Raw genomic sequence first — 22,935 nt, 5'->3', positions numbered from 1 at the left:
TGGCTCAGTTTACACCCGTGGAGCATTGTTTTTCCGGGGCCGGCCGTCATAATCCGGCACCGTCCGAAGCGGTGTCCCGGAACGGCCTGCTTGGTAGAGTCGGCACAGCATGGGAACACCGGACGCCGCCACGGCCGGCTGGCTGCCGGCAGCCAACTAACGGAAGCTGAATGACTTGACGAACCCACCAGTGCCTTCCCCCGGCTACGACCCGGATTCCGCGGAACCGCAGCCGCACGGGTCCCTGGGTGCGCTGATCGGCCGCATCCTGGCAGAAATCGAGGAACTGCAGTTCCGGTCCTTCACTAAGGACGACGCCCTGGACCTTGGGCTCCTTCTGGTGGAACTCGGCCGGCAGCGCTCGCACCCGATCGCCATCGACATCACCAAGGGTGAGCAGGTGCTCTTCCATGCGGCGCTGGAGGGCGCCACCCCGGACAACGAACGCTGGATCAGGGCCAAGCAGCGCACGGCCGTGCGGTACGAAGTCCCGTCGCTGCTGGTGGGTCTTCGGGCCCGGGCGGCCGGGCGGAGGATCGAGGACAACGCCTGGTTCGACCAGATGGAGTTTGCCGCCCACGGCGGCGCGTTCCCCATCTACCTGCGCGGCACCGGGATGATCGGCACGGTCACGGTGTCCGGGCTGCCGCAGAAAGCCGACCACGAACTGGTGGTCGAGGCCCTGTCGGAAATCCTCGGCCGCACTGCGTCTCTGGCTGGACCGCCGGGACGCTAGCCCGGCATCGCCCCGGCTGCGCTGCGGGGTGTCCGCCCGGCGAACCGGATCAGCGCAATCCCGACGGCCACGAACCAGACCCACATCAGCACGCCGTAGCCCCAGTAGAACTCCGGGACGGCATGCCGGAGCGCCTCCGCCACAACACCCAGGCCGCCGGTGGCGATCCCCAGCCACGCGAGGGTCCGCGGCAGCACCCCCTTCAGCATGACGACGGAGATCAGCAGGATGCCGAGCGCTGACAGGACACCGACGACGGCGGGGGAGTTGTTCTCGGCGACGATCGCCTCGGCGGCGGTCGAGTAGCGGAGCCGGGCGGCGCCGTCGTCCGCGCCGGCGTAACGGTCGCTGAGGTACACGAGCACGAGGGAGCCCCGGCTGGTGACCGGGACGGCGAGGATCAGCGCCCAGGACAGGGCGCCGATCACGGTAGCCAGCAGGGCCAGGCTTTTGTCGAGCGGGGCCAGGGCCACGAAGAGCGCCACGAACACGAGCACCGGCAGCATGTTCGGCACCATCCACAGCAGCTGTTCGGCAGTGTAGATCCCCTTGTTCCGCGCGATGAACTCCAGTGTCGCGGCGCCTCCGTGGACCGGTGGCGGGGCGGCGAAGTCCAGGACCAGGAGCACCACAAAGAGCACCGAGGCAATGCCGGCCCAGAAATACAGCCGCCGCCAGGTCTGGCCGTCAGCCGCTGGGGTGGTCGGCGCGGCGCGGCCGGGCGAACGGGTTTGGGGCTTTTCCATGCCCGAAGTTACGTCCGGCCCACCCCGCCGGACAGGGGCGTTGGTCCCGGCCGCGCCCCTGGCTGGACCCTCCGGCAAGGAACGCTAGGCTAGGGGAAGCCCTGTTTCCTCCCGCAAGGAGTTGCGAAGAATGAACATCTTCATCAAACTGCTCGGCACCGGCATCAGCCTGCTCGCCGGCTATGTCGGCACCAAGGTCGTTGACACCGTCTGGGAGAAGTCCACGGGCAGCAAGCCGCCCAAGGGCCACGACGACGACGTGCCCACCACGCTGCGCTCGGCCCTGACCTTCGCCCTGATCTCCGCGTCCGTCAGCGCCATCATCCAGGTCCTCGCCAACCGCGGCACCCAGCGCGCGGTGACCCGCTTCGCCAAGACCCAGGATCTGGTTTAGAGCGCCTGGTTTAGGGCGCCTGGTTTAGGGCGCATCGTCCAGCCCTCACCGCCCGTCGGTGACCTCGTCGCCGTCGTCGTCGGTGAAACCGCGCTTGCCGGCCGCCTGCTGGACCACGGCCTCCAGTTCATCCGTGCTGAGCAGCTCCGGGTGCAGGTGCTTCGTCCGGTAACCGGCGCGGCCCACCATATGCGCGGACACCGGCACGGTGAGCAGCTGGAAGATCCAAGCCACCACCAGCACCGGCCACACCCACCAGGTGCGCATCTGGAGGCCCAGCGCGAACAGCAGCAGGAACAGCCCCAGCACCTGGGGCTTGGTGGCCGCGTGCATCCGGGTCATGAGGTCGGGAAAGCGGAGCAGGCCCACCGCCGCAGCGAGGGACATCAGGGCGCCGACCACCATGAACACCGCCGAGACGGCGTCAATCACGGTGTCGCCGGACAGGGTCTCAGGATTTAGGGTCTCAGGATTCACGGGGTTTCTCCCGCCGGTCGGCAACGAAGCGGGCCACGGTGACGGAGCCGACGAACCCGATGAGGGAGACCGCCACCAGCAGCATGAGGTTGTTGAGGTGCCGGTTCACGGCCATGTCGATGCACAACGCGGCACCCAGGATGGCCAGCAGCACGTCCGCGGCGAGCACCCGGTCCAGCAGCGACGGGCCCCGTGCGATCCGGATGATCGCTCCTCCGGCGGCCAGCGACAGCACCACCGCAGTCACGGTCAGGACGAGCTGCATCATGCGCCCACCTCCTGGTTGAGTGCGGACAGTTCGGCTTTGGTGCCCATGATCCTGATCAGCCCGGCCTCAGTGTCGCGGACGTTCTTGCGCAGCTGCGCGGCGTCGTCCGCGTTGCGGACGTTGATGCCGTGGATGTAGAGGGTGGACGTGGAGCGGTCCACCTCCACCACCAGCGAGCCGGGGATCAGCGCGGTGATGTGACCGGTCGCGGTGACCAGCAGGTCCGAGTGGCTCCGGAGCGGGACGGCGATGACGGCGCTGACCACCTTGGGGCCCTTGGCCGCGGCGAGGTACAGCACCTGGAAGCTCGCTGCCACCACTTTGGCCAGGAACATCAGGGCGAATGGAACCGCCCGGGGCACGTTGAAGCGCCCGCCGAGTTCCACCGGCGGCAGGTAGAACACCCGGGCCACGAAGACGGCGATCAGGGCGCCGAAGAGCAGGTTCCCGGGGCTGAAGTCCCGCCAGAGGGCGCCCCAGACAACCACGAGCCAGACGAGGAGCGGCAGTTCCTGCCGCAGCGAGATCCGTTTCCGGCTCATTTTCGGGCCTCCTGCGGCTCCGGCTGGGAGATCGCAGGAACCGGCGCATCCCCGCCGAGGACCGCGTGGATGTAGGAGGTCCGGTCCAGCATGTCAAAGGCGGACTGGTCGGCCACCTTGAACAGCGGCCCCGCGAAGACAGTCAGCCCGACGCCGAAGATCACCAGGCCCAGGGTGGAACCCACCATGGTCCGCGGCAGCAGCGTGACGTTGGTCTTCCCGGCCCGGTCCCCCGTGGCTGAATCCTCGGGGGCGGCCAGCAGTACAGGATCAGGGTGTTCGGCGTCCTCGGGCTTGCGCCAGAACGCGCGGTTCCAGACCCTGGCGATGGCCAGCAGCGTCAGCAGGCTGGTCAGCACCCCGCCGGCCACCAGGGCGTAGGCCAGCGGTGTTCCCAGTTGCACGCCGGCCTGCAGCAGCCCCAGCTTCCCGAGGAAACCCGAGAACGGCGGGATGCCGGCCAGGTTCATGGCGGGGACGAAGAACAGCACCGCCAACAGCGGCGACAGTTTCGCGAGCCCGGCGAGGCGGTCCACCGAGGAACTCCCGCCGCGGCGTTCAATCAGCCCGGTCACCAGGAACAGGCTGGTCTGGATGGTGATGTGGTGCGCCACGTAGAAGACGGCGGCGCCCAGCCCTGCCACCGAGGACATCGCGAGCCCGAACACCATGTAGCCGATGTGGCTGACCAGGGTGAAGGACAGGAGTCGTTTGATGTCGCTCTGGGCCAGGGCACCCAGGATCCCCACGATCATGGTCAGCAGGGCGGCGACCATCAGAGGGGCATTAAAGGTGTCGCCCGGAAACAGCAGTGTTTCCGTACGGACGATCGCGTAAACGCCCACCTTGGTGAGCAGGCCGGCGAACACCGCCGTGACCGGGGCAGGCGCCGTCGGGTACGAGTCCGGGAGCCAGAAGGACAGCGGGAAAATGGCCGCCTTGATCCCGAACGCCACCAGGAGCATCACGTGCAGCAGGTTCTGCGTGCCCTGGTCCAGGTCCGCGAGCTTGATGGCGAGGTCGGCCATGTTGATGGTGCCGGTGGCGCCGTAGATCATCGCGATCGCGATCAGGAAGAGCACCGAGGACACCACCGAGACCACGAGGTAGGTCACGCCGGCCCGGATCCGCGGACCCGTCCCGCCGAGGGTCATCAGCACGTAGCTGGCGGTCAGGAGGATCTCGAACCCCACGTAGAGGTTGAACAGGTCCCCGGAGAGGAAAGCGTTGGACACCCCGGCCACCAGGATCAGGTAGGTGGGGTGGAAGATCGAGACCGGAGCGTCCCGGTCGCCGTCGGCCATGCCCTGCCCGGTGGCGTAGATCAGCACGGCGAGGCTCACGGAGGAGGACACCACCAGCATTAGCGAGGAGAACTGGTCCACCACCATCACGATGCCCCACGGCGGCAGCCAGCCGCCGATGTTGACCGCGGCCGTTCCGCCCTCCCAGACGGAGGCCAGCAGCCAGCACTCCAGCAGCAGCGTCACGGACAGGAGCCCGATGCTCACGGTCCGCTGCGCCCGCGGCTGCCGGATCAGCAGGAAGGTCAGGGCAGCGCCAAGGACCGGGAGGAGGACGGCGAGCGGGGCGAAACTGGCAATGTTCACTGTCCGCCTCCTTCCTTGTTCGGTGGTGTGACGTTCAGGGACCCGGGCTGCTCCTCGGAGGCAGCCGCCTCGGCGTCCAGCGTGCGGTCTGCGACCTGGACCGTGGCTTCGGCCCCCGCGGGAACGTCGGAGACGGATTGGCCGTCCGAGCCGAGCATGGTCAACGGGAACTCGGAGGTCTCCACGGGGATCACGGAGTCGTCCTCGACGTCGAAGCTGGGGGTCCTCGCCACGCGGCGGTCCTCGGCGTCGTCCTGGATTTCATCCTCGCGGGCCAGCACCCAGGTCCGGTAGATGATGCCGAGCATAAAGGCCGTGACGGCGAAGGAGATCACGATCGAGGTGAGGATCAGGGCCTGCGGCAGCGGATCGTTGTAGTCCCCGGCCGCCGTGTCCTTGCTGAACATGGGCGCCAGGCCGGCGTAGCCGCCGGTGGTAAGAATAAGCAGGTTGGTGGCGTTCGTGAGCAGCATCAGGCCCAGAAGGACCCGGGTCAGGCTGCGTTCCAGGAGCAGGTAGATGCCGCAGGCGTACAGGGCTCCCATGACCGTCAGCAGGGTCAGGTTGACGCTCATGCTTTCCCCTTGGCTGTGGTTTCCGCCGGAACTCCGCCGGGTTCCTGGTCGCCGGCCGGTTCCTCCGACTGCGCCTCGAAGTGTTCGTCGATCTCGGCGCCCAGGCTGCGCAGCACGTCCAGCGCCAGGCCGACGACGACCGTGTACACGCCGATGTCGAAGATCGTGGAGGTGACGAACTTGACGTCGCCAAAGACCGGCAGCCAGAACTCGATGATGGCGCTCTGGAACACCTGGCCGCCCAGCAACAGCGGTATCAGGCCGGAGGCCGCCGCGGTGGCAAGGCCAATGCCCAGCAAGGTTCCGGCGCTGACGGGGGAGGCTTCGCGCAGTTCGAAGCGCCCGCCGGCGAGGTAGCGGACGGTGAGCGCCAGACCGGCGGTGAGGCCACCGGCGAAGCCGCCGCCGGGGAAGTTGTGGCCGGCGAGCAGCAGGTAGATGGAGAAGACGATGATGGAGTGGAAGATCAGCCGGGTGACGACCTCGAAGATGATCGAACGGCGTTCCGGGGCCAGGGTCCGGCCGGCCACGATCCATGCGTCGCGGCTGGAGGCGGCGAACCGGCGGCTCATGGCCAGCGTGGCGTCGTCACGGGTGTTTCCGCCGCCGCCGGGGCTGCGGCGTCCGACGGAACCCTCGGCCACGGTGGAGGAGGCGCGCATCCCCTCGCCGCGGCTCCGTACGAAGATCAGGCTGGCAACGCCGGTGGCGGCCAGCGCGAGCACCGAGATTTCCCCGAAGGTGTCCCAGGCCCGGATGTCCACCAGTGTCACGTTGACGATGTTGAGTCCGCCGCCGCCCTCATACGCCAGCTTCGGGAACTCCAGGGAGACGGGCGCAGCCACCCGGGCGCCGAGGGCGTAGATGGCGACGAACACCATGGTGATCCCGAAGGCGGCGCCTATGATCACGCGGACCACCCGGTATTTTCCGCCCGTCCGGTCGCGCAGTTCCGCCGGGAGGCTGCGCATGGCCAGGACAAAGGCCACCAGGATGATGGTTTCCACCAGCATCTGCGTCAGTGCGAGGTCCGGGGCGCCCTGCAGCGCGAACATCAGGGCGATGCCGTAGCCGGTGACGGACACCATCAGCACGGCCAGGAACCGCTTGTTGGCGCGCACCGCGGCCAGCGCCCCGATCACAATGCCGGCGCCCGCCACGATCTGCAGCGGGGAGTTGGGGTCAATGATGTAAAGGTTCTCCGGCAGCGGCTTGTTGGCCAGCACCAGCGCCGTGAGCGGAAGGACGAACGCCACGGTCAGGATGACGGACAGGTAGAAATACAGCGAACCTCGCTGGGTCCGGCCGGTGATCCAGACTGCGGCGTCGTCGAGCGCACCGATGGCCAACTGGTAGGTGCGGTCTCCGTCGATCCAGGCGGGGACCAGGCCCTGGAGCCGGGAGACGGCGTTGCGGCCGTAGAACATGGCCAGGCCGAGGGCGAAGGTGATGGCGGTCAGCCCCAGGGCCGGGGTCACACCGTGCCACAGCGCCAGGTGGCCGGCGGCGGCGGCCGGGTCTTCGCCATCGGGCACGAACAGCGCCGCGTACGGCTGGATCCAGCTGTCCACCGGTGCCGGCCACAGCCCGTAGACGATCGTCAGCAGGCTCAGGATGGCGGGGGCGGCCAGGAACGCCGGCTTGATCGGTTTGAACGGGGTGGTCTCAACGCCGGGCTTAACGGCGAAGGCGCCCCACATGAACCGGGCGCTGTAGGCGAAGGTCAGGATGGAGCCCAGGACCAGGCCGACGAGGATCAACAGCCCCCACGGGCCGGCGCCGTTGCCGTAGTGGACGAAGGCCTCGAAGATCGATTCCTTCGCGACGAAGCCGGCCAGCGGCGGGATGCCGGCCATCGAGGCGGCGCCGATGGCGGCCACGACGGCGAGCGCCCGGGAGGAGCGGCAGACGCCGGAGAGCTTGCGGATGTCGCGGGTTCCGGCCTGGTGGTCAATGATGCCGACCACCAGGAAGAGGGTGGCTTTAAAAAGTCCGTGGGCGAGGAGCAGCCCGAGGCCGGCAAGCGCCGCATCGGGCTTGCCGAGCCCCACGACCATGGTCAGGAAGCCGAGCTGGCTGACCGTGCCGTAGGCCAGGATGAGCTTGATATCGGTCTGCCGCAGCGCCCGGTAGCCGCCGACCAGCATGGTGGCCAGGCCGAGGCCGAGCACCACGGGCAGCCAGTACGGGGTGTCCGCGAATCCTGGCGCCAGCCGCGCCACAAGGTAAATGCCGGCCTTCACCATGGCCGCGGCGTGCAGGTAGGCGCTCACCGGCGTGGGAGCCGCCATGGCGCCGGGGAGCCAGAAGTGGAAGGGGACAAGGGCCGATTTGGTGATCGCGCCAATCAAAATGAGGACGACGGCGGCGGCCACGGCTCCCGCGGCGGGCCCCGCGACAAGGGTTGGCGCCAGCTCGAGGATGGCCGAGATCCGGTAGGTCCCGGCACTGAAACCGAGGATGATCAGGCCCACCAGCATGGCAAGGCCGCCGGCGGTGGTGACGATGAGGGCCTGCAGGGCGGAGCGCCGCGCGGAGAGCCTGGTCCGGGCGTAGCCGATCAGCAGGTAGGACAAGACCGTGGTCAGTTCCCAGAAGATGAACATCAGGAGCAGGTCATCTGCCGTCACCAGGCCGAACATCACCCCGGCGAAGGCCAGCAGCTGGGCGCCGAATCCGCCGAGGTTCTCATCCTTGTCCTTGAAGTACCGGGCGCAGTAGACAAGGACCAGCGCACCCACGCCGAGGACGAGCAGGGACATGACCCAGGCCAGGGCGTCCAGCCGGAAGGCGAGCTCGATCTTCAGCTCGGGGATCCAGGGCAGGACTTCGGCGACGCCGGTGCCCGCAGAACTGCCACGGGGTGTTCCGGCGTCGGCATAGACGGCGCCGTGCTGCAGGATCAGCCAGACGAACGAGGCCGCGGGCACCGCCGCGAGGGCGTAAAACGAATTCCGGCCGAACGTCCGGAAGAGAAATGGCGCCACAGCAGCCACCGCAAAGTGCACGGCAAGGACTGTGATCACTGGTATCTCCGCAACGTCAGGATTTCGATTGTCAAAAAGTTGGAGCAGGCGGCGCATTCGTTAGGTTCAGTCCGGACAGTTTACCAAGCGTTGACAAATTCTTTTGGTATGGTGCGTCGGGTCGTGCGCGCTGTGCGGATAATATTCACGCTATGAACTCCGCTGCTGCCCCCGAGGCCATGCGTCCCGCGTCGGAACTGGAATCCGGACGCCAGGCCTCCCATAAGGGGCGCATCCTCGCGTGGGCGGCCTGGGACTGGGGCTCGGCCGCCTTCAATGCTGTCATGACCACGTTCGTGTTCACCGTGTACCTGACCTCCAAGGCGTTCGGCGGCGAGGACCAGGCATCCGCAGTCCTTGGCGGCGCACTGGCCATCGCCGGTGCCGCGATCGCGCTGCTGGCACCTGTCACGGGACAGCGCTCGGACACCGGCGGGCGCCGGAAGCTCTGGCTGGGGGTCAACACCGCCGCCGTCGCGCTCCTGACCGCACTGTGCTTCTTTGTCTTCCCGCGCCCGGAGTTCCTGCTGCTCGGGGTGACGCTGATAGCGCTGGGGAACGTGTTCTTTGAGTTTGCCGGCGTTAACTACAACGCCATGCTCGCCCAGATCTCCACCCCGCAGAACATCGGCAAGGTCAGCGGCTTCGGCTGGGGCATGGGCTACCTCGGCGGCATCGTGGCGCTGCTGATCGTTCTCCAGCTGTTTGTCCAGCCCAGCTTCGAATGGTTTGGCGGCTCGACGGAGGACGGCCTCAACATCCGCCTGGTCGCGGTGTTCTCGGCCTTGTGGTTCTTCATCTTTGCGCTGCCCGTGCTGTTCGCCGTGCCGGAACTTCCCAAGGCCAAGCAGGGCGCCGGCCTCGGATTCCTGGCGTCCTACGGCCTGCTGGTGCGGCGGATCAAGGCGATTTACCGGACCAGCCCGCACACCATCTACTTCCTGCTCGCCAGCGCCGTGTTCCGGGACGGGCTGGCCGCCGTGTTCACCTTCGGCGGCATCATCGCCGCGGGAACATTCGGCTTCGAACTCAAGGACGTCATCTTCTTCGCGATCTTCGGGAACGTCGTTGCCGCGGCGGGTGCCATCGCGGGCGGCTTCCTCGACGACCGGATCGGGCCGAAGGCGGTCATTGCCGGTTCGCTGGTGGGGCTGCTGGTCTCCGGCTCCATGATCCTGGTCCTCGGCAACGGGAACTATTCCTTCTTCGGCATGGGCTGGGCCGGCACCACCACGTTTTGGATCTTTGGCCTGTTCCTGTGCCTCTTCGTGGGGCCGGCGCAGTCCTCCTCGCGGGCCTACCTGGCCCGGCTTGCCCCGCACGGCGAATCCGGTGAGCTGTTTGGCCTCTACGCCACTACAGGCCGGGCCGTCAGTTTCCTCGCTCCCGCACTCTTTACGCTGTGCATTGCGGTCGCTGCCCCGCTGGTGGCACCCGGCGAGGCGCAGCGTTGGGGCATCCTCGGCATCATGGTGGTGCTCCTGGCCGGACTGCTGCTCCTGCTCCCGGTCAAGGCACCGGACAAGACCGAAATCGCCGTCGTTCCTGCAGCTTGAAGCTGCCCCGGAATCCCGCGCAGCACACTAGGCTGGAGGAATGAACGTGGATGAAACAGACCTCCCGGGCCTGGGCCGGCGCAAGGACTTCATGACCGCCTCAGGCCGGCGGATCGGCGTCGTGGAATACCGCGAAGGCCAAACTGAACTGATCGTCTCGACTTGGGACGATCCGGACACCTGCCAGGCGTCCATTCCGCTGACGGCCGACGAGGCCGCCGCCCTCGGAAACCTGCTGGGCGGCCAGCGGCTCGCCATGCAGCTCTCGGAAGCGCACCGCGAGGTTCCGGGCATCGTCACCCGGCAGTTCTCCATCGCCGCCGGCTCCCCATTCCACAACCAGCCAATGGGCAAAGCCGCCATCCGGACCCGGAGTGGCGTCTCGATCGTCGCTATCATGCGCGAAGGCCAAGTGCTCCCCTCCCCGGGACCCGACGTCGTCCTGCACCCCGGAGATCTCCTCGTAGCAGTGGGAACCCAAGAAGGCCTGGACACGGCGGCCGGCATCCTGCGCAACGGCTGACGGTATGGATCCGCTCGCACTGACCCTCATTGAACTTGGGGCCGTCGTGTTCTGCCTCGGCCTGCTGGCGAGGCTGGCCGGGCGGATCGGCATGTCCCCCATTCCGCTGTACCTCATCGGCGGCCTGTTCTTCGGGGCAGGCGGCCTGGTGAAACTCGAAGGAATGCACGAGTTTGCGCACCTCTCGAGCGAGATCGGCGTCATCCTCCTCCTGCTTATGCTCGGATTGGAATATACGGCGGCCGAACTGGTCACGGGGCTGCGGCGCTCCTGGCAGGCCGGCGTCCTGGACCTGGTCCTGAACTTCCTGCCGGGCGCCCTGCTCGCCGTACTGCTGGGCTGGGGAGTCGTCGGAGCGATGGTAATGGGCGGTGTCACCTATATTTCGTCGTCAGGGATCGCCGCCAAGGTGATCACGGATCTGGGGCGGATCGGCAACCGCGAGACTCCGGTGGTTCTTTCGATCCTCGTGTTCGAGGACCTCGCCATGGCGGTCTACCTGCCGATCCTGACGGCGACGCTGGCCGGCGTCAGCTTCGTCGTCGGGCTGCAGACCGTGGGCATCTCGCTCGCCGTCGTCACCTTGGTGCTGCTCGTGGCACTGCGGCACGGGCACCACGTGTCCAAGGCAGTGCACAGCGAGAACTCCGAAGTGTTCCTGCTCAACCTGCTCGGCGCCGCCCTGCTGGTGGCCGGACTGGCAGCCGCCATGCAGGTGTCAGCGGCGGTGGGAGCCTTTATGCTCGGAATCGCCATTTCGGGTGCCACTGCGCACAGCGCCACCCGGATCCTCGAGCCGTTGCGGGACCTCTTTGCAGCCATCTTCTTCGTGGTCTTTGGCCTCAACACGGACCCCACCACCATCCCGCCCGTGCTCGGCTGGGCCCTCCTCCTGGCCGTCGTCACCGCGGCCACCAAGATGCTCACGGGGATCTGGGCGGCGAAGCGCGCCGGGATCGGCGTGCCGGGTCGTTTCCGCGCCGGCGCCGCGCTGATCGCCCGAGGGGAATTCTCGATCGTTATCGCCGGGCTCGCCGTCGCCTCAGGTGTGGTCCCGCAGGAGCTCGCGGCCCTGGCCACCGCCTATGTGCTGATTATGGCCGTGACTGGCCCGCTCGCCGCCCGGTTCGTGGAGCCGGTGGTGGCGATGCTGCGCCGGCCCGCGAAAACGCGGACGGTCCGGACAGCGGACGGGATCTAGATGTCCGTGCGGTGGAAGTTCAGGTGGCTGCGGCTCGCCGTCGGGCCGCGCTGGCCCTGGTAGCGGTTGCCGTACTCGCCGGAGCCGTACGGGTGCTCGGCGGCAGAAGTGAGCCGGAAGAAGCACAACTGGCCGATCTTCATGCCCGGCCACAGCTTGATCGGCAACGTCGCCATGTTGGACAGCTCAAGGGTCACGTGCCCGGAGAAGCCCGGATCGATGAACCCTGCCGTCGAGTGCGTGAGCAGGCCCAGCCGGCCCAGCGAGGACTTGCCCTCAAGCCGGGCGGCGATGTCGTCGGGGAGCGTCACTGTCTCGTAGGTGGAGCCAAGCACGAATTCCCCGGGATGAAGAATAAACGGTTCGCCGGCCTCAACCTCCACTAGACGGGTCAGCTCGGGCTGTTCCTCCGCCGGGTCAATATGGGCGTACTTGTGGTTGTCGAAGAGCCTGAAGAATTTGTCGATCCGGACGTCAACCGACGATGGCTGAACCATGGCGGGGTCGAACGGCTCCAGAACGATCCGTTGGGAATTGATTTCGGTACGAATGTCGCGGTCAGAGATCAGCACACGTTCAAATTACCGTACTCGCCGTGGACAAACGTGCGCGGGGCCAGTGTTACAGCACTGCTGTTACTGCTCTGCTTGTTCCTCAAGCACCGACTTGAGCTGCTCCAGCTGGCAGACTTCCGCCTTCATCCGGCGACGGAAGGGGGACTTCAGCCGGGCCAAGAGTCCCCGGGGTTCGCATTCCAGCGCAAAGCGGACCCGGGTGCTGGCGCCTTCCGTGCTGAGGTAGTAGCCGCCGCGCGTCCGCTCGGGCCCGGCAAGGACCTTGTACCGGATCTCCGCCCCGGGCCGCGCCTCGGTGATCTCGAAGTCGCCGCAGACCAGTCGTCCTCCCGGCGCGGCGATGGTTTGCCGATAAACGGCGCCCTTGGACCCGGCAGCGCCCGATTCCAGCTCAATGCTGCGGACACCGGCACGCCAGCTGGGCAGGTTGCGGGCGTCGACCAGGAAGTCATACACGCTCCTGGCATCCCGTTGGATGACGACGTCGTACTCTGCGATTGCCACGGAAATCCTTGCTGGGCGGACGGCTAATGGGCGTAGCCCGCTTCCCCGGAACTGCAGCTAACTCGTTCAGGATAGACAGCAAGGCCCGCCCCGCGCGGCTGCGGGGGCGGGCCTTTATCGAAGAGTTATGGGGCTGACCGGGTTGTGTACCGCTCCGTGACTCCTTCGCAGGGGCCGCGGGGTCGGCCGGGGGACGGCGTTTCCGGTGCCTGGCCCGATACTTCGGAGCGGGAGAGGACTGCCGCCCATTTGACCCGAATGGCCGTTCTGCGGAGCGGCTTAGCGTCCATTTGCGGCAAACGGACGAGCGCGCGGCCCGCGACGCCGCCGGGCGATGTGTTCGGCGAACTCCCGCGGCTGGGGTAAGGTAAATCTCGTTGTTCCCCGGGACCAAGTCCAGAATTCCGGACGGTCCCACTGCGGCTGTAGCTCAATGGTAGAGCGCTAGCTTCCCAAGCTTGATACGCGGGTTCGATTCCCGTCAGCCGCTCCAATCCCCCGCAGAAACTCCGGTCGGCGGCCCCAGGGCCGTTAGGTCCCTACCTGTATCGTTCGAAGTCAGGAACCTCTCGGGTTCCGCTACAGGAGCGATCATGGCTGACAAATCCCCCCGCCAAGCAGCATCCAAGAAATCCGGCAAATCCATCAAGGAAAAGCGGGCCGACAAGAGGACCGCTGCAGCGCCGCCCAGCTCCCTGGACAAGGCCACCAGCTCCAAGCCGGCGAGTCCCAAAAAGAAGTGAGGGCCACCATGAGCCACCTCACCCTCGGAGTCCTTGCCAGCACGCGGAAACCTGACGAGCGGCGCCTCCCGATCCACCCCTTCCACCTGGACCGCATCGCCCCGGAACTCCGGCAGCAGCTGATCCTCGAGGAGGGCTACGGCAGGCGCTTCGGCATCTCAGACGCCGATCTGGCACCCCTCGTGGGGCGCATCGTCCCGCGTGCGCAGCTGCTGGCCGAGACCGACGTCGTCCTCCTCCCCAAGCCGCAGCCTGAGGACCTCGCCGAACTGCGGGACGGGCAGGTCTTCTGGGGCTGGCCGCACTGCGTCCAGGACCGGGCCATCACCCAGCTGGCGATCGACAAAAAGCTCACACTGATCGCCTTCGAGGCGATGAACCACTGGGCCAGCGACGGCGGCTTCGGTCTGCACGTGTTCCACAAGAACAACGAGCTGGCCGGCTACTGCTCGGTGTTGCACGCCCTGGCCCTGACAGGTTCCACCGGGGTCTACGGCCGCAGGCTGAGCGCCGTCGTCATCGGCTTCGGGGCCACGGCCCGCGGCGCGGTCACGGCCCTGAACGCCCACGGCGTCCATGACGTCCAGGTGCTGACCAACCGCGGGGTTGCCGCGGTGGGCTCTCCCATCCATTCGGTGCGGATCGCGCAGTTCGACCACGACGACAAAGCTCCGTTCCTCAGCGAGGTCATCACCGAGCGCGGCCGCGTGCCGCTCGCGCCGTTCCTGGCTGAGAGTGACATCGTGGTCAACTGCACCCTCCAGGACCCGAACGCCCCGCTGACGTATCTGCGCTCCGAGGATCTGGACGCCTTCCGGCCCGGAAGCCTGATCGTGGACGTGTCCTGCGACGAGGGTATGGGCTTCAGCTGGGCGAAGACCACCACGTTCGCCGAGCCGACGTTCAAGGTTGGGGACCACATCGACTACTACGCGGTGGACCACAGTCCCTCCTACCTGTGGAATTCGTCCAGCTGGGAAATCAGCGAGGCGCTGCTGCCGTTCCTGGAAACTGTGATCACCGGCTCCGAGGCCTGGGGCGCGAACGAGACCATCCGCCGCGCGATCGAAATCCGCGACGGCGTCATCCTCAATCCGGATGTGCTGCAGTTCCAGCAGCGCGAGGCGGAGTACCCGCACGCACCGCTGGCAGGCTAGCCACAAGCTAGGGTGTGGCGGCTGCGGGCCGCCCGCCCGGGCACTCCCCCCGGCCGGCACCCCTGCGGACAATCTTCACGAGCCGCCGCTGGTCCTTCAGGTCCATCTTGAGCATCAGCTGGTCACGGCGCGCCAGCACGACGGCGACCGTCGCCGCGGCCAGCGCCGGCACCCCGACGGAAACCAGGATGGCCGTTTGCGGATCCACGTGCTCGGCGAGCCAGCCGATCATCGGCCCGCCGATGGCCTGACCGCCGATCAGCACCATGATGTACAGGCTCATGACGCGCCCCCGGATGGCCATATTGGAGCTGATCTGGACCAGCTGGTTGGCGGCGGTCAGGAACATCAGGCACCAGAACCCGGCCAGCACCATCGCCGCCCCAAACCACACCATGGATGGCGCCAGCGCCGCCAGGCAGAGCATGAGCCCGTACATTCCGGCTCCCAGCATCACCGACCGCAGCCGCAGTTCACGCCGGCGCGCGGAGGTGATGGCCCCGGCCAGCGCCCCAAGGGCCACCAGCGCGTTGAGCAGTCCGTAGCCGCCGGCGCCGACGTCGTACACGTGGTCCGCGAAAGCGGCCAGCAGCACCGGCAGGCTCATCGCGAACACCGCGACGAAGCCGGCCATCAGCCACGGCCAGTAGATGGTGGGTTTGCTCAGCGCGTAGTTCAGCCCTTCGCGCAGCATCCCCTTGCGTTTGGGCACCGGCGCGCTGATGTACAGCTGGTCCTTCCGCAGGGCGAACAGCATCGCGACGGTGAAGCAGCAGGCGACGGCGTTCGCGGCGAACGCCCAGCCGGCCCCCACCGCGGTGAGCAGCAGCCCGGCGAGCGCCGGACCGATCAGGCCGCCGAGCTGGAACGTCGTGGAGTTCACGCTGATGGCGTTCCGGAGGTAGGCCGGGCCGACGAGTTCGTTGACGAAGACCTGCCGTGCGGGCTGGTCCAGCACAGTGACCAGGCCAAGGACGAGGGCGATCACGTACACGTGCCAGACCTCGATCCGCTGGCTCAGCGCGAGCACCGCGAGGATGGCTGCCAGCACGGCGGCCACTGACTGGCACAGCATCAGGATCTTCCGCTTCGCGAAGCGGTCCGCCATCATGCCCGCCCACGGGCCCAGGAACAGCGAGGGCAGGAACTGCAGGGCCACGGTGATCCCGACGGCGGTGACGGAACCGGAGAGCTGGAGCACCAGCCAGTCCTGGGCGATCCGTTGCATCCAGAGGGCGATCACGGCGATGAAGTGGCCGGTCGCGAAGATCCGGAAATTGCGGACCTTCAGCGAGATGAAGGTATGGCGCCACGGCAGGCGCTGGGAGACGACGGCGATGGGCTGGGTAACGGTGTCCGGCAGGGCAGTGACGTTGGCCTCTAACGTCGGTGGGGGTGCCACAGAAAGTCCTCACGGGCGCGGGTGAGCGGGAATGCCTTAACGCTAAGCTGGCCGCAACGGATTGTGGAAGCTTATTCACCGCATAACTCGCATTACGAAATGCAATGCGGCGCGAGGGCGCCGCAGCTCAGGAGACCGCATGTTCGAACCCGCCCAGCTCCGCTCCTTCCTGGCCGTGGCCGAAACACTCAGCTTCACCAAGGCCGCTGAACGGCTGGGCCTCGCGCAGCCGACCGTCAGCCAGCACGTCCGCAAGCTCGAGGCCGCGGCGAAACGGGTCCTGGTGGCACGCGACACCAGGGACGTGCGCCTGACCGACAACGGGGACGCCATGGCCGGTTTCGCCCGCAGCATCCTCTCCGCGCACGACGCCGCCTCCCGCTACTTCTCCGGATCGGCCATGCGCGGCCGGCTGCGCTTCGGCACGGCCGACGACCTCGCGATCACCGGCCTGCCAAGGATTCTGCGGGAGTTCCGGCAGGTCTACCCGCAAATCAACCTGGAACTCACAGTGGGTCAAAGCGACCAGCTCTACAAGCGCCTCAACGCCGGCCAACTGGACCTTGTGTTCGTCAAGTGGGTGGCCGGTGCCAAGGACGGCACCGTGGTGCAGCAGGATTCCTTCGCCTGGGTGGGCCTGGAGCAGACCACGCTGGACCCGGCCGAGCCCGTGCCGCTCATTGCCTACCCCGCCCCGAGCCTGAGCCGGAAGCTGGCCATCGACGCGCTTGAATCCGCGGGCCGGACCTGGCGGATCACGTGCACCACCCGGCAGATCAGCGGGGTGCTGGCCGCAGTCCGGGCCGGCATCGGCGTCGCGGTGATGCCGTCCTCACTGGTGCCGGACGACCTGAAGATCATCACCCGGCGCTTCGACCTGCCCCCGGTGGGCGACGTCGATTTCACCTTGATCCGCAACCCGCTGGCCAACACCGAGGTGATCGAGGCCCTGACGCAGACGATCGCGGGACGGACCCTGAAGCGCTCAGCCTGAGGTGCCTGCGTACCCGGGGATGTACCTACTCGGATTACGTACTTACGCATACCATTGATCCACTCGGATTCGTGACATATCCTGAGTGTGTTGAAGGTCAAGCAGAGGCCTGTGACAACGATTCAAAATTACGAGCGCTGTCCTTTGTGTCTGCCGTACGGCGACCCTCCGGAGGCGTTCGGGATAGGCCGACAATGACGCCAGCCATTAACCGTCCGCACACCCCCTCTATGCCGGCAGGCCGCAGCCTGAAGACTGTGGGCCCGCTCTCCCAGGCAGTGCAGCGCGGCGCCGCCGCGCACCACCCCAGCCGCGGACGCCTGGACCCGCATCCTACGACCCTCGTTGAGGCCGAATACGTCGGCAGCCCTTACTGCGAACGCTGCGGGACGGACGAGTTCATCTACCTTGAGACTTTTGTCCCTGCCACGCACCACAGGGACGGTTCCATCAACAAGTTGGGCGAAGTCACGTACTTCTGCTCCGGTTGCGACGACTTCTCCGCCCACGCCGTGCCGGCCTCGTGGGTTCCGCCCGGCTGGTACTTCGGCTGAGCCGGCGGGCTCAGGCCCACATACGACGACGAGCCGGGCGGCCACTATTGGAGGGTGGCCGCCCGGCTCGTTTTCTTGCCCCGGGGGAGGGCCTACATCAGCCCATCCGAAATGTTGTTCGGGGTACCGAAGCGGTGCGCCGTGATACTGATGGCCTGCTCGTGCAGGAACGGCAGCAGCTCAACGCGTCCGGCTTCGGTGACCGGGTGGAAGTAGACCGCCAGGTCGGGACGTCCGCCGGTCGCCTCGGCCAGGGCCCTGGCGTTGCCACCAATGAGCCTGATCCGTGAGCTCGACAGCCTGGACGCACCGGCGAGCTTGCCCGCGGAGGCCAGCCAGTCGGCGTCGTTCTCCACCGTCACGTCGACTCCGAGGCCGGAGAACACGGTGCGCAACTGGGCGGGAACTTCGACGGCGGTGGACACCGTCAGCGCGGAGCCCGCCAGGACGCCGGCCGCCACAGTCCGGACCAGGTGGGCGAGCGGTTCGCCTTCGGAGAGCCGCACACTGACCGGCAGGGCCCGGTAGCGGAAGATGTTCCGCTCGGCGCTCAGCCCGGAGACGTCCTTGGCCGTGCCGAATTCCTCGGCCCAGGCGAGGGCGTCGGAGGCCAGGGCACGCTGCAGCGGCTCCAGCTCGCCGGCAGCCAGGACACCGCGGGCCGCCTGCTCGATCCTGCGGACTCCCGCGTGGACGGGAGCGGCGGCCGGGGTGCCGGCAGCGGTGCTGGACTTGCTGGCCCATTCGCCGAGTCCGACAAGGTAGTTGGGCCCGCCGGCCTTGGTGCCGGCGCCGACGGCGGATTTCTTCCAGCCGCCGAACGGCTGGCGCTGCACGATGGCGCCGGTGATGCCGCGGTTGACGTAGAGGTTGCCGGCCTGGACGGTGCCGAGCCAGAGGCCCACTTCGTCCGGGTTCAGCGAGTGCAGGCCGGACGTAAGGCCGTACTCGATCTGGTTCTGGATGGCGATGGCGTCCTCCAGGGTCGCCGCGGTCATCACGCCCAGGACCGGGCCGAAGAACTCGGTGAGGTGGAAGTACGAGCCGCGGCGGACGCCGTAGCGGACGCCCGGGCTCCAGAGCTTGCCCGATTCGTCCAGCTTCCGGGGCTCGACGGCCCAGCTTTCGCCTTCACCCAGGGTGGTGAGGGCGTTGAGGAGCTTGCCATTGGCGGGTTCGATGATCGGCCCCATCTGGCTGGCCGGGTCCTCCGGGTAACCGACCTTGAGCGAGGTGACGGCGTCGATCAGCTGGTTGTGGAACCGCTTGGATTTGGCCACGGATCCCACGAGGATCACCAGCGAGGCGGCCGAGCACTTCTGCCCGGCGTGGCCGAAGGCGGAGTACGCGACGTCTTTCGCGGCCAGGTCCAGGTCGGCACTGGGGGTGACGATAATGGCGTTCTTGCCGCTGGTCTCGGCCAGCAGCGGCAGGTCCTGGCGGAAGGAACGGAACAGTTCGGCGGTCTCGTAGCCGCCGGTGAGGATGACCCGGTCCACGGCGGGGTGGGCGATCAGCTGCCGGCCCAGCTCACGTTCGCCCAGCTGGACCATGGAGAGCACGTCGCGCGGGACGCCAGCTTCCCAGAGTGCCTCGATCATCACGGCACCGCTGCGGCGGGCCTGCTTGGCGGGCTTGATCACGACGGCGGAGCCGGCGGCGAGTGCGGCCAGGGTGGAGCCGGCCGGGATCGCGACCGGGAAGTTCCACGGCGGGGTGACGACGGTGAGTTTGGCCGGGACGAAGGTGGCGCCGTCGACGTCGTCGAGCTTGCGGGCCGATTCGGCGTAGTAGTGCGCGAAGTCAACGGCCTCGCTGACCTCCGGGTCGCCCTGGTCGATGGTCTTGCCGGTTTCGCTGGCCATGACCTCCAGCAGTTCGGCGCGGCGGGCTTCGAGGACATCGCCGGCGCGGTGCAGGATCGCCGCGCGCTCGTCACCGGAGAGGGCGCCCCAGGCCTTTCCTTTTTCCACCGCCGTCTCGATCACGGCGTTGAGGGTCTGCTCATCGTTGATGGTGGCCGCTTCCACGGCGGCGTTGCCGAGCGTGGAGAACGGGACGCGGCCCAGGATGGCGCGGCCCCAGTCGCGGTTCGCGGGCAGCGAGGGGTCGGTGTCGGCGGTGTTCGCGAAGGAGCCGTGCGGCGTCGGCTCGGCCGGGAGGGCGCGGTTCTGCCGGCGGTTGGGGGCCGGGACCTCGTCGTCGAGCTTGGCGAGGGAAGCGAGGAAGCGCTGCTTTTCGCGTTCGAACAGCGTTTCGTTCTCGCTGAGCTCGAAGACGGCGGACATGAAGTTTTCCTGGCTGGCGCCCTCTTCGAGGCGGCGGATCAGGTAGGCGATCGCGACGTCGAACTCGGCCGGGTGGACCACCGGCGTGTAGAGGAGCAGTGAGCCGACGTCCTTCCTGACGGCTTCAGCCTGGCCCTGGGCCATGCCGAGCAGCATCTCGAACTCGATGCCGGACTTCACTCCGCGCTGTTTGGCGAGCAGCCAGGCGAAGGCGATGTCGAAGAGGTTGTGGCCGGCGACGCCGATCCGGATGTTGCCGATCCGGTCCGGGTGCAGTGCGTAGTTGATGACGCGCTTGTAGTTGGTGTCCGAGTCCTGCTTGGAGCCCCACGTGGCGAGCGGCCAGTCATGCAGGGACGCTTCGACCTGTTCCATCGGCAGGTTGGCGCCCTTGACGACGCGGACCTTGACCGCGGCGCCGCCGTCGGCGCGGCGGGCGGCGGCCCAGTCCTGCAGGCGGATCATGGCGGCGAGGGCGTCCGGGAGGTAGGCCTGCAGCACGATGCCGGCCTCGAGGCTCTTGAACTCGGGCTTGTCCAGGATCCTGGTGAAGACCGCGATGGTCATGTCGAGGTCCTTGTACTCCTCCATGTCCAGGTTGATGAACTTGGCTTTCTGTCCGCCGGCTGCAAAGGAGGCGGCGCGCGCGAAAAGCGGGGTGAGCTTCTCGACGACGTGCTCCACGGCCTCGTCGAAGGCCCAGGCTGAGTGCGGGGCCACCGTGGAGGAGACCTTGATGGAGACGTAGTCCACGTCGGGGCGGGACAGGAGCTTGTGGGTTCCCTCCAGGCGACGGGAGGCCTCGTGTTCGCCGAGGACTGCTTCGCCGAGGAGGTTGACGTTGAGCTTGATCCCGTCCTTGCGGATCTTGGCGATGGCGGGGCCGAGCTTGGCGTCGGTGGCATCAACGATGAGGTGGCCGACCATTTCACGGAGCACGCGGCGGGCGATCGGGATGACTACCTGCGGCAGGACCGGAGCCATGGTGCCGCCGAGCCGGACGGCGCTGCGCATGTACCAGGGCAGGAAGGCGGGGACCTTGGGGGCCAGGGCGGCGAGGTTGCGGGCGGCGACCTCCAGGTCTTCCGGGCGGACGACGCCGTCGACGAACCCGACGGTGAAATCAAGGCCGTTGGGGTCCTTCAGGACACCGGCGAGATGCTCGGCGGAGGCGTCAACGGGGACCTTGGCGGCCTCAGTGAGCCAGTGGCGTACCAGCCCGATGGTCTCCTCGGCGAGGGCTGCAGCCTCAAGGACCGGAGAGCCTTCCGAGACGGGTGCGTGCCCGGCCGCGCTGCCAGTGTTCACGCCGGACTCCGTTGAAATGTTGGTCATGGCTGGTACTCGTTCTTTCTCAAAATGCGGACCGTTCTTGAATCAGTATGCAACCGGATTTTCATAAGATAAAGCGATGTTTTCCGAGCAATACTGGTTAGAAAAACCGAACATTTCCGGGCCAGGTGGACCCGCCCCGGAACACACGAATGCGCTATCACTTTTGGCTCCCATAAGGCGCGGATAGGAGCCAAAAGTGATAGCGCAACTCGGGTAGGTGTACCTAGCCGACGTGGCGGTGCATTTCCACGGCCTCTTCGTGCCGCGGGCTGTCCGGGTTCATCAGCGAGTGCTTGCGGCCGTAGCCGAAGTAGATGACCAAACCGATGACGAGCCAGACGCCGAAGCGCAGCCAGGTCTCCCAGTGCAGCTGGAGCATCAGGAACCCGGAGGCCAGGACACCGAAGGCCGGCACCAGCGGCATAAGCGGCAGCCGGAAGGTGCGCGGCGCGTCGGGCTTCTTGTACCGGAACACGATCACGGAGAAACAGACGACGACGAACGCGGCCAGGATGCCGATGTTGGTCAGGTCCGCGACGGCTTTGATCGGGAACACGCCGGCCAGCAGGGCGGACGCGACGCCGGCGATCCAGGTGACGCGCTGCGGGGTGCCGCGGCTGTCCGTCTTGGCGAACCAGCCGGGGAGCAGCCCGTCGCGGCTCATCGAAAACCAGACCCTCGTGCAGCCCAGGAGGAAGGTGAGCATGACCGTCATGATCGACAGCACGGCAAAGACCGAGATGATCGTCGCGATGACCGGCAATCCCACACTCGTGAAGGCGGAGGCGAAGCCGGCCTTGGGGTCGATGTCCTGGTAGTTCTGCATGCCCGTGAGCACCAGGGTTGCGGCGACGTACAGAAGCATCGCGATTATCAGGGACATAATGATGGCCTTGGGCATGTGCTTCTTGCCGTCCTTCGCCTCTTCCGCAGCGGTGCTCATGGCGTCATAACCGAACACAGCGAAGAACACCGTGGCCGCGCCGGCCACGACCGGGCCGAAGCCGCTGGGCATAAACGGGTTGTAGTTTTCCGTATTGATGTAGAAGATGCCGAGACCGATGATGAAAAGGATCAGGACCACCTTGATCCCGACGGCCACGAGTTCGAAGCGGCCGAAGGTCTTGGTGCCGCGGGACAGGATCCAGGTCACGAGCAGGCAGATCGCGATCGCGGGAACATTGATAATCCCGCCCGTCCCCTCATCGGGAGTCGCTGTCATCCAGGCGGGCATGTGAATGCCGATGCCGGACAGGAAAGCGTCGAAGTAGCCGGAAATGCCGATGGCCACAACGGCCACGATGGCGATGTATTCCAGCAGCAGGTCCCAGCCAATGAACCAGCCGATGATTTCACCGAGCGCCACGTAACCGTAGGTGTAGGCCGAGCCGGCGCGCGGAATCATGCCGGCGAATTCGGCGTAGGACAATGCTGCGGCCGCGGAGGCCAGGCCCGCGATCAGGAACGAGAACAGCACCGCCGGACCGACGCCGGGCTCGGACTCACTGCCGTGGGCCACGAGGCCCGCCAGGGAGAAGATGCCGACGCCGATGATGCCGCCGACGCCGATGGCGGTCAGCTGCCAGAGCCCGAGGCTCTTGAACAGGCCGCTGTGAAGGTTCTCTTCCTCGATGTCGTCGATGGGCTTGCGCCTCAAAATCGACTTGGAGATGTCTTTTGTTGTCATTTCAGGGTCTCCCGCTTAGGTGTGGCACCCATCAATCCACCC

General features: G+C 67.0%; 21 protein-coding genes and 1 tRNA gene. 10 read left to right on the top strand and 12 right to left on the bottom strand.

All coding sequences use genetic code 11. The features are described from left to right. The first annotated feature begins 175 nt into the window (after nucleotides 1–175). Nucleotides 176–736, top strand: a complete 561-nt coding sequence (locus ACZY0Y_RS12690) for a heme-degrading domain-containing protein (protein WP_463883074.1) — start codon at nucleotides 176–178, stop codon at nucleotides 734–736. On the opposite strand, the gene ACZY0Y_RS12685 is transcribed toward ACZY0Y_RS12690, so the two are convergent. Further along, on the bottom strand, nucleotides 733–1,482 hold the full coding sequence (locus ACZY0Y_RS12685; RefSeq protein ID WP_463958314.1) for a DUF4386 family protein: 750 nt from the start codon (nucleotides 1,480–1,482) through the stop codon (nucleotides 733–735). The genes ACZY0Y_RS12690 and ACZY0Y_RS12685 overlap by 4 nt on opposite strands. Before the next feature lie 130 nt (nucleotides 1,483–1,612). Between ACZY0Y_RS12685 and ACZY0Y_RS12680 the strand changes: the two genes are divergently transcribed. Further along, nucleotides 1,613–1,876 carry a DUF4235 domain-containing protein gene (locus tag ACZY0Y_RS12680; RefSeq protein ID WP_463883070.1) on the top strand — a complete coding sequence of 88 codons (264 nt, stop codon included), beginning with the start codon at nucleotides 1,613–1,615 and terminating at the stop codon, nucleotides 1,874–1,876. Between the two features lie 45 nt (nucleotides 1,877–1,921). Here ACZY0Y_RS12680 and mnhG read toward each other — a convergent pair whose 3' ends face one another. From mnhG to ACZY0Y_RS12650, 6 genes are read right to left on the bottom strand one after another with little or no spacing between them, the layout of a single operon-like run. Beyond that, nucleotides 1,922–2,353: a monovalent cation/H(+) antiporter subunit G gene (gene mnhG / locus ACZY0Y_RS12675; protein ID WP_463883068.1), complete on the bottom strand. Its 432-nt coding sequence runs from the start codon at nucleotides 2,351–2,353 to the stop codon at nucleotides 1,922–1,924. Further along, complete coding sequence (locus tag ACZY0Y_RS12670; RefSeq protein ID WP_024366298.1) at nucleotides 2,343–2,621, bottom strand: MrpF/PhaF family protein; 279 nt, start codon at nucleotides 2,619–2,621, stop codon at nucleotides 2,343–2,345. The genes mnhG and ACZY0Y_RS12670 overlap by 11 nt, the downstream gene beginning before the upstream one ends. After that, nucleotides 2,618–3,163 carry a Na+/H+ antiporter subunit E gene (locus tag ACZY0Y_RS12665; protein WP_463958312.1) on the bottom strand — a complete coding sequence of 182 codons (546 nt, stop codon included), beginning with the start codon at nucleotides 3,161–3,163 and terminating at the stop codon, nucleotides 2,618–2,620. The genes ACZY0Y_RS12670 and ACZY0Y_RS12665 overlap by 4 nt, the downstream gene beginning before the upstream one ends. Beyond that, on the bottom strand, nucleotides 3,160–4,773 hold the full coding sequence (locus ACZY0Y_RS12660) for a Na+/H+ antiporter subunit D (protein WP_463958310.1): 1,614 nt from the start codon (nucleotides 4,771–4,773) through the stop codon (nucleotides 3,160–3,162). The genes ACZY0Y_RS12665 and ACZY0Y_RS12660 overlap by 4 nt, the downstream gene beginning before the upstream one ends. After that, nucleotides 4,770–5,348 carry a Na(+)/H(+) antiporter subunit C gene (locus ACZY0Y_RS12655; RefSeq protein WP_463958308.1) on the bottom strand — a complete coding sequence of 193 codons (579 nt, stop codon included), beginning with the start codon at nucleotides 5,346–5,348 and terminating at the stop codon, nucleotides 4,770–4,772. The genes ACZY0Y_RS12660 and ACZY0Y_RS12655 overlap by 4 nt, the downstream gene beginning before the upstream one ends. Next, a complete protein-coding gene (locus ACZY0Y_RS12650) occupies nucleotides 5,345–8,374 on the bottom strand; it encodes a Na+/H+ antiporter subunit A (RefSeq protein WP_463883062.1) in 3,030 nt (1,009 codons plus the stop codon). Before ACZY0Y_RS12650 ends, ACZY0Y_RS12655 begins: the two co-directional genes overlap by 4 nt. A gap of 152 nt (nucleotides 8,375–8,526) precedes the next feature. On the opposite strand from ACZY0Y_RS12650, the gene ACZY0Y_RS12645 reads away from it, so the two are divergent. From ACZY0Y_RS12645 to ACZY0Y_RS12635, 3 genes are read left to right on the top strand one after another with little or no spacing between them, the layout of a single operon-like run. Next, nucleotides 8,527–9,930 carry an MFS transporter gene (locus ACZY0Y_RS12645; RefSeq protein WP_463883060.1) on the top strand — a complete coding sequence of 468 codons (1,404 nt, stop codon included), beginning with the start codon at nucleotides 8,527–8,529 and terminating at the stop codon, nucleotides 9,928–9,930. Between the two features lie 40 nt (nucleotides 9,931–9,970). Further along, nucleotides 9,971–10,453, top strand: coding sequence for a cation:proton antiporter regulatory subunit (locus ACZY0Y_RS12640; RefSeq protein WP_463958306.1), 483 nt, complete (start codon nucleotides 9,971–9,973; stop codon nucleotides 10,451–10,453). A 4-nt stretch (nucleotides 10,454–10,457) separates the two neighbouring features. Then, nucleotides 10,458–11,654, top strand: a complete 1,197-nt coding sequence (locus ACZY0Y_RS12635) for a cation:proton antiporter (RefSeq protein WP_463883058.1) — start codon at nucleotides 10,458–10,460, stop codon at nucleotides 11,652–11,654. Here ACZY0Y_RS12635 and dcd read toward each other — a convergent pair. Next, nucleotides 11,651–12,226, bottom strand: a complete 576-nt coding sequence (gene dcd / locus ACZY0Y_RS12630; protein WP_463883056.1) for a dCTP deaminase — start codon at nucleotides 12,224–12,226, stop codon at nucleotides 11,651–11,653. The genes ACZY0Y_RS12635 and dcd overlap by 4 nt on opposite strands. Nucleotides 12,227–12,289: 63 nt before the next feature. Beyond that, nucleotides 12,290–12,733 carry an SRPBCC family protein gene (locus ACZY0Y_RS12625; protein ID WP_463883054.1) on the bottom strand — a complete coding sequence of 148 codons (444 nt, stop codon included), beginning with the start codon at nucleotides 12,731–12,733 and terminating at the stop codon, nucleotides 12,290–12,292. Between the two features lie 419 nt (nucleotides 12,734–13,152). Between ACZY0Y_RS12625 and ACZY0Y_RS12620 the strand changes: the two genes are divergently transcribed. From ACZY0Y_RS12620 to ACZY0Y_RS12610, 3 genes are all read left to right on the top strand, one after another. Next, nucleotides 13,153–13,226: transfer RNA gene (locus ACZY0Y_RS12620), tRNA-Gly, on the top strand. 100 nt (nucleotides 13,227–13,326) lie between these two features. Continuing rightward, nucleotides 13,327–13,476 carry a hypothetical protein gene (locus tag ACZY0Y_RS12615; RefSeq protein ID WP_192815748.1) on the top strand — a complete coding sequence of 50 codons (150 nt, stop codon included), beginning with the start codon at nucleotides 13,327–13,329 and terminating at the stop codon, nucleotides 13,474–13,476. 8 nt (nucleotides 13,477–13,484) lie between these two features. Continuing rightward, nucleotides 13,485–14,633 carry a N(5)-(carboxyethyl)ornithine synthase gene (locus ACZY0Y_RS12610; protein ID WP_463958304.1) on the top strand — a complete coding sequence of 383 codons (1,149 nt, stop codon included), beginning with the start codon at nucleotides 13,485–13,487 and terminating at the stop codon, nucleotides 14,631–14,633. A 7-nt stretch (nucleotides 14,634–14,640) separates the two neighbouring features. On the opposite strand, the gene ACZY0Y_RS12605 is transcribed toward ACZY0Y_RS12610, so the two are convergent. After that, nucleotides 14,641–16,035 (bottom strand): MFS transporter, encoded by a 1,395-nt coding sequence (locus ACZY0Y_RS12605; RefSeq protein WP_463958302.1) that lies wholly within the window; start codon nucleotides 16,033–16,035, stop codon nucleotides 14,641–14,643. Between the two features lie 139 nt (nucleotides 16,036–16,174). Here ACZY0Y_RS12605 and ACZY0Y_RS12600 point away from each other — a divergent pair, with 139 nt between their 5' ends. Beyond that, on the top strand, nucleotides 16,175–17,029 hold the full coding sequence (locus tag ACZY0Y_RS12600) for a LysR substrate-binding domain-containing protein (protein ID WP_463958300.1): 855 nt from the start codon (nucleotides 16,175–16,177) through the stop codon (nucleotides 17,027–17,029). A gap of 194 nt (nucleotides 17,030–17,223) precedes the next feature. Beyond that, nucleotides 17,224–17,583 (top strand): hypothetical protein, encoded by a 360-nt coding sequence (locus ACZY0Y_RS12595; protein ID WP_463958298.1) that lies wholly within the window; start codon nucleotides 17,224–17,226, stop codon nucleotides 17,581–17,583. 92 nt (nucleotides 17,584–17,675) lie between these two features. Here the strand turns inward: ACZY0Y_RS12595 and ACZY0Y_RS12590 are convergent, their stop codons facing one another. Together ACZY0Y_RS12590 and ACZY0Y_RS12585 are read right to left on the bottom strand one after the other, a co-directional pair. Next, nucleotides 17,676–21,206 carry a bifunctional proline dehydrogenase/L-glutamate gamma-semialdehyde dehydrogenase gene (locus ACZY0Y_RS12590; protein ID WP_463958296.1) on the bottom strand — a complete coding sequence of 1,177 codons (3,531 nt, stop codon included), beginning with the start codon at nucleotides 21,204–21,206 and terminating at the stop codon, nucleotides 17,676–17,678. A gap of 223 nt (nucleotides 21,207–21,429) precedes the next feature. Next, on the bottom strand, nucleotides 21,430–22,893 hold the full coding sequence (locus ACZY0Y_RS12585; RefSeq protein WP_463883046.1) for an amino acid permease: 1,464 nt from the start codon (nucleotides 22,891–22,893) through the stop codon (nucleotides 21,430–21,432). Nucleotides 22,894–22,935: the final 42 nt, after the last annotated feature.

This window comes from Pseudarthrobacter kochi (assembly GCF_055412805.1).
Note: the sequence above shows the minus strand (reverse complement) of the source record. Positions and strands in the feature narration are given on the sequence as shown.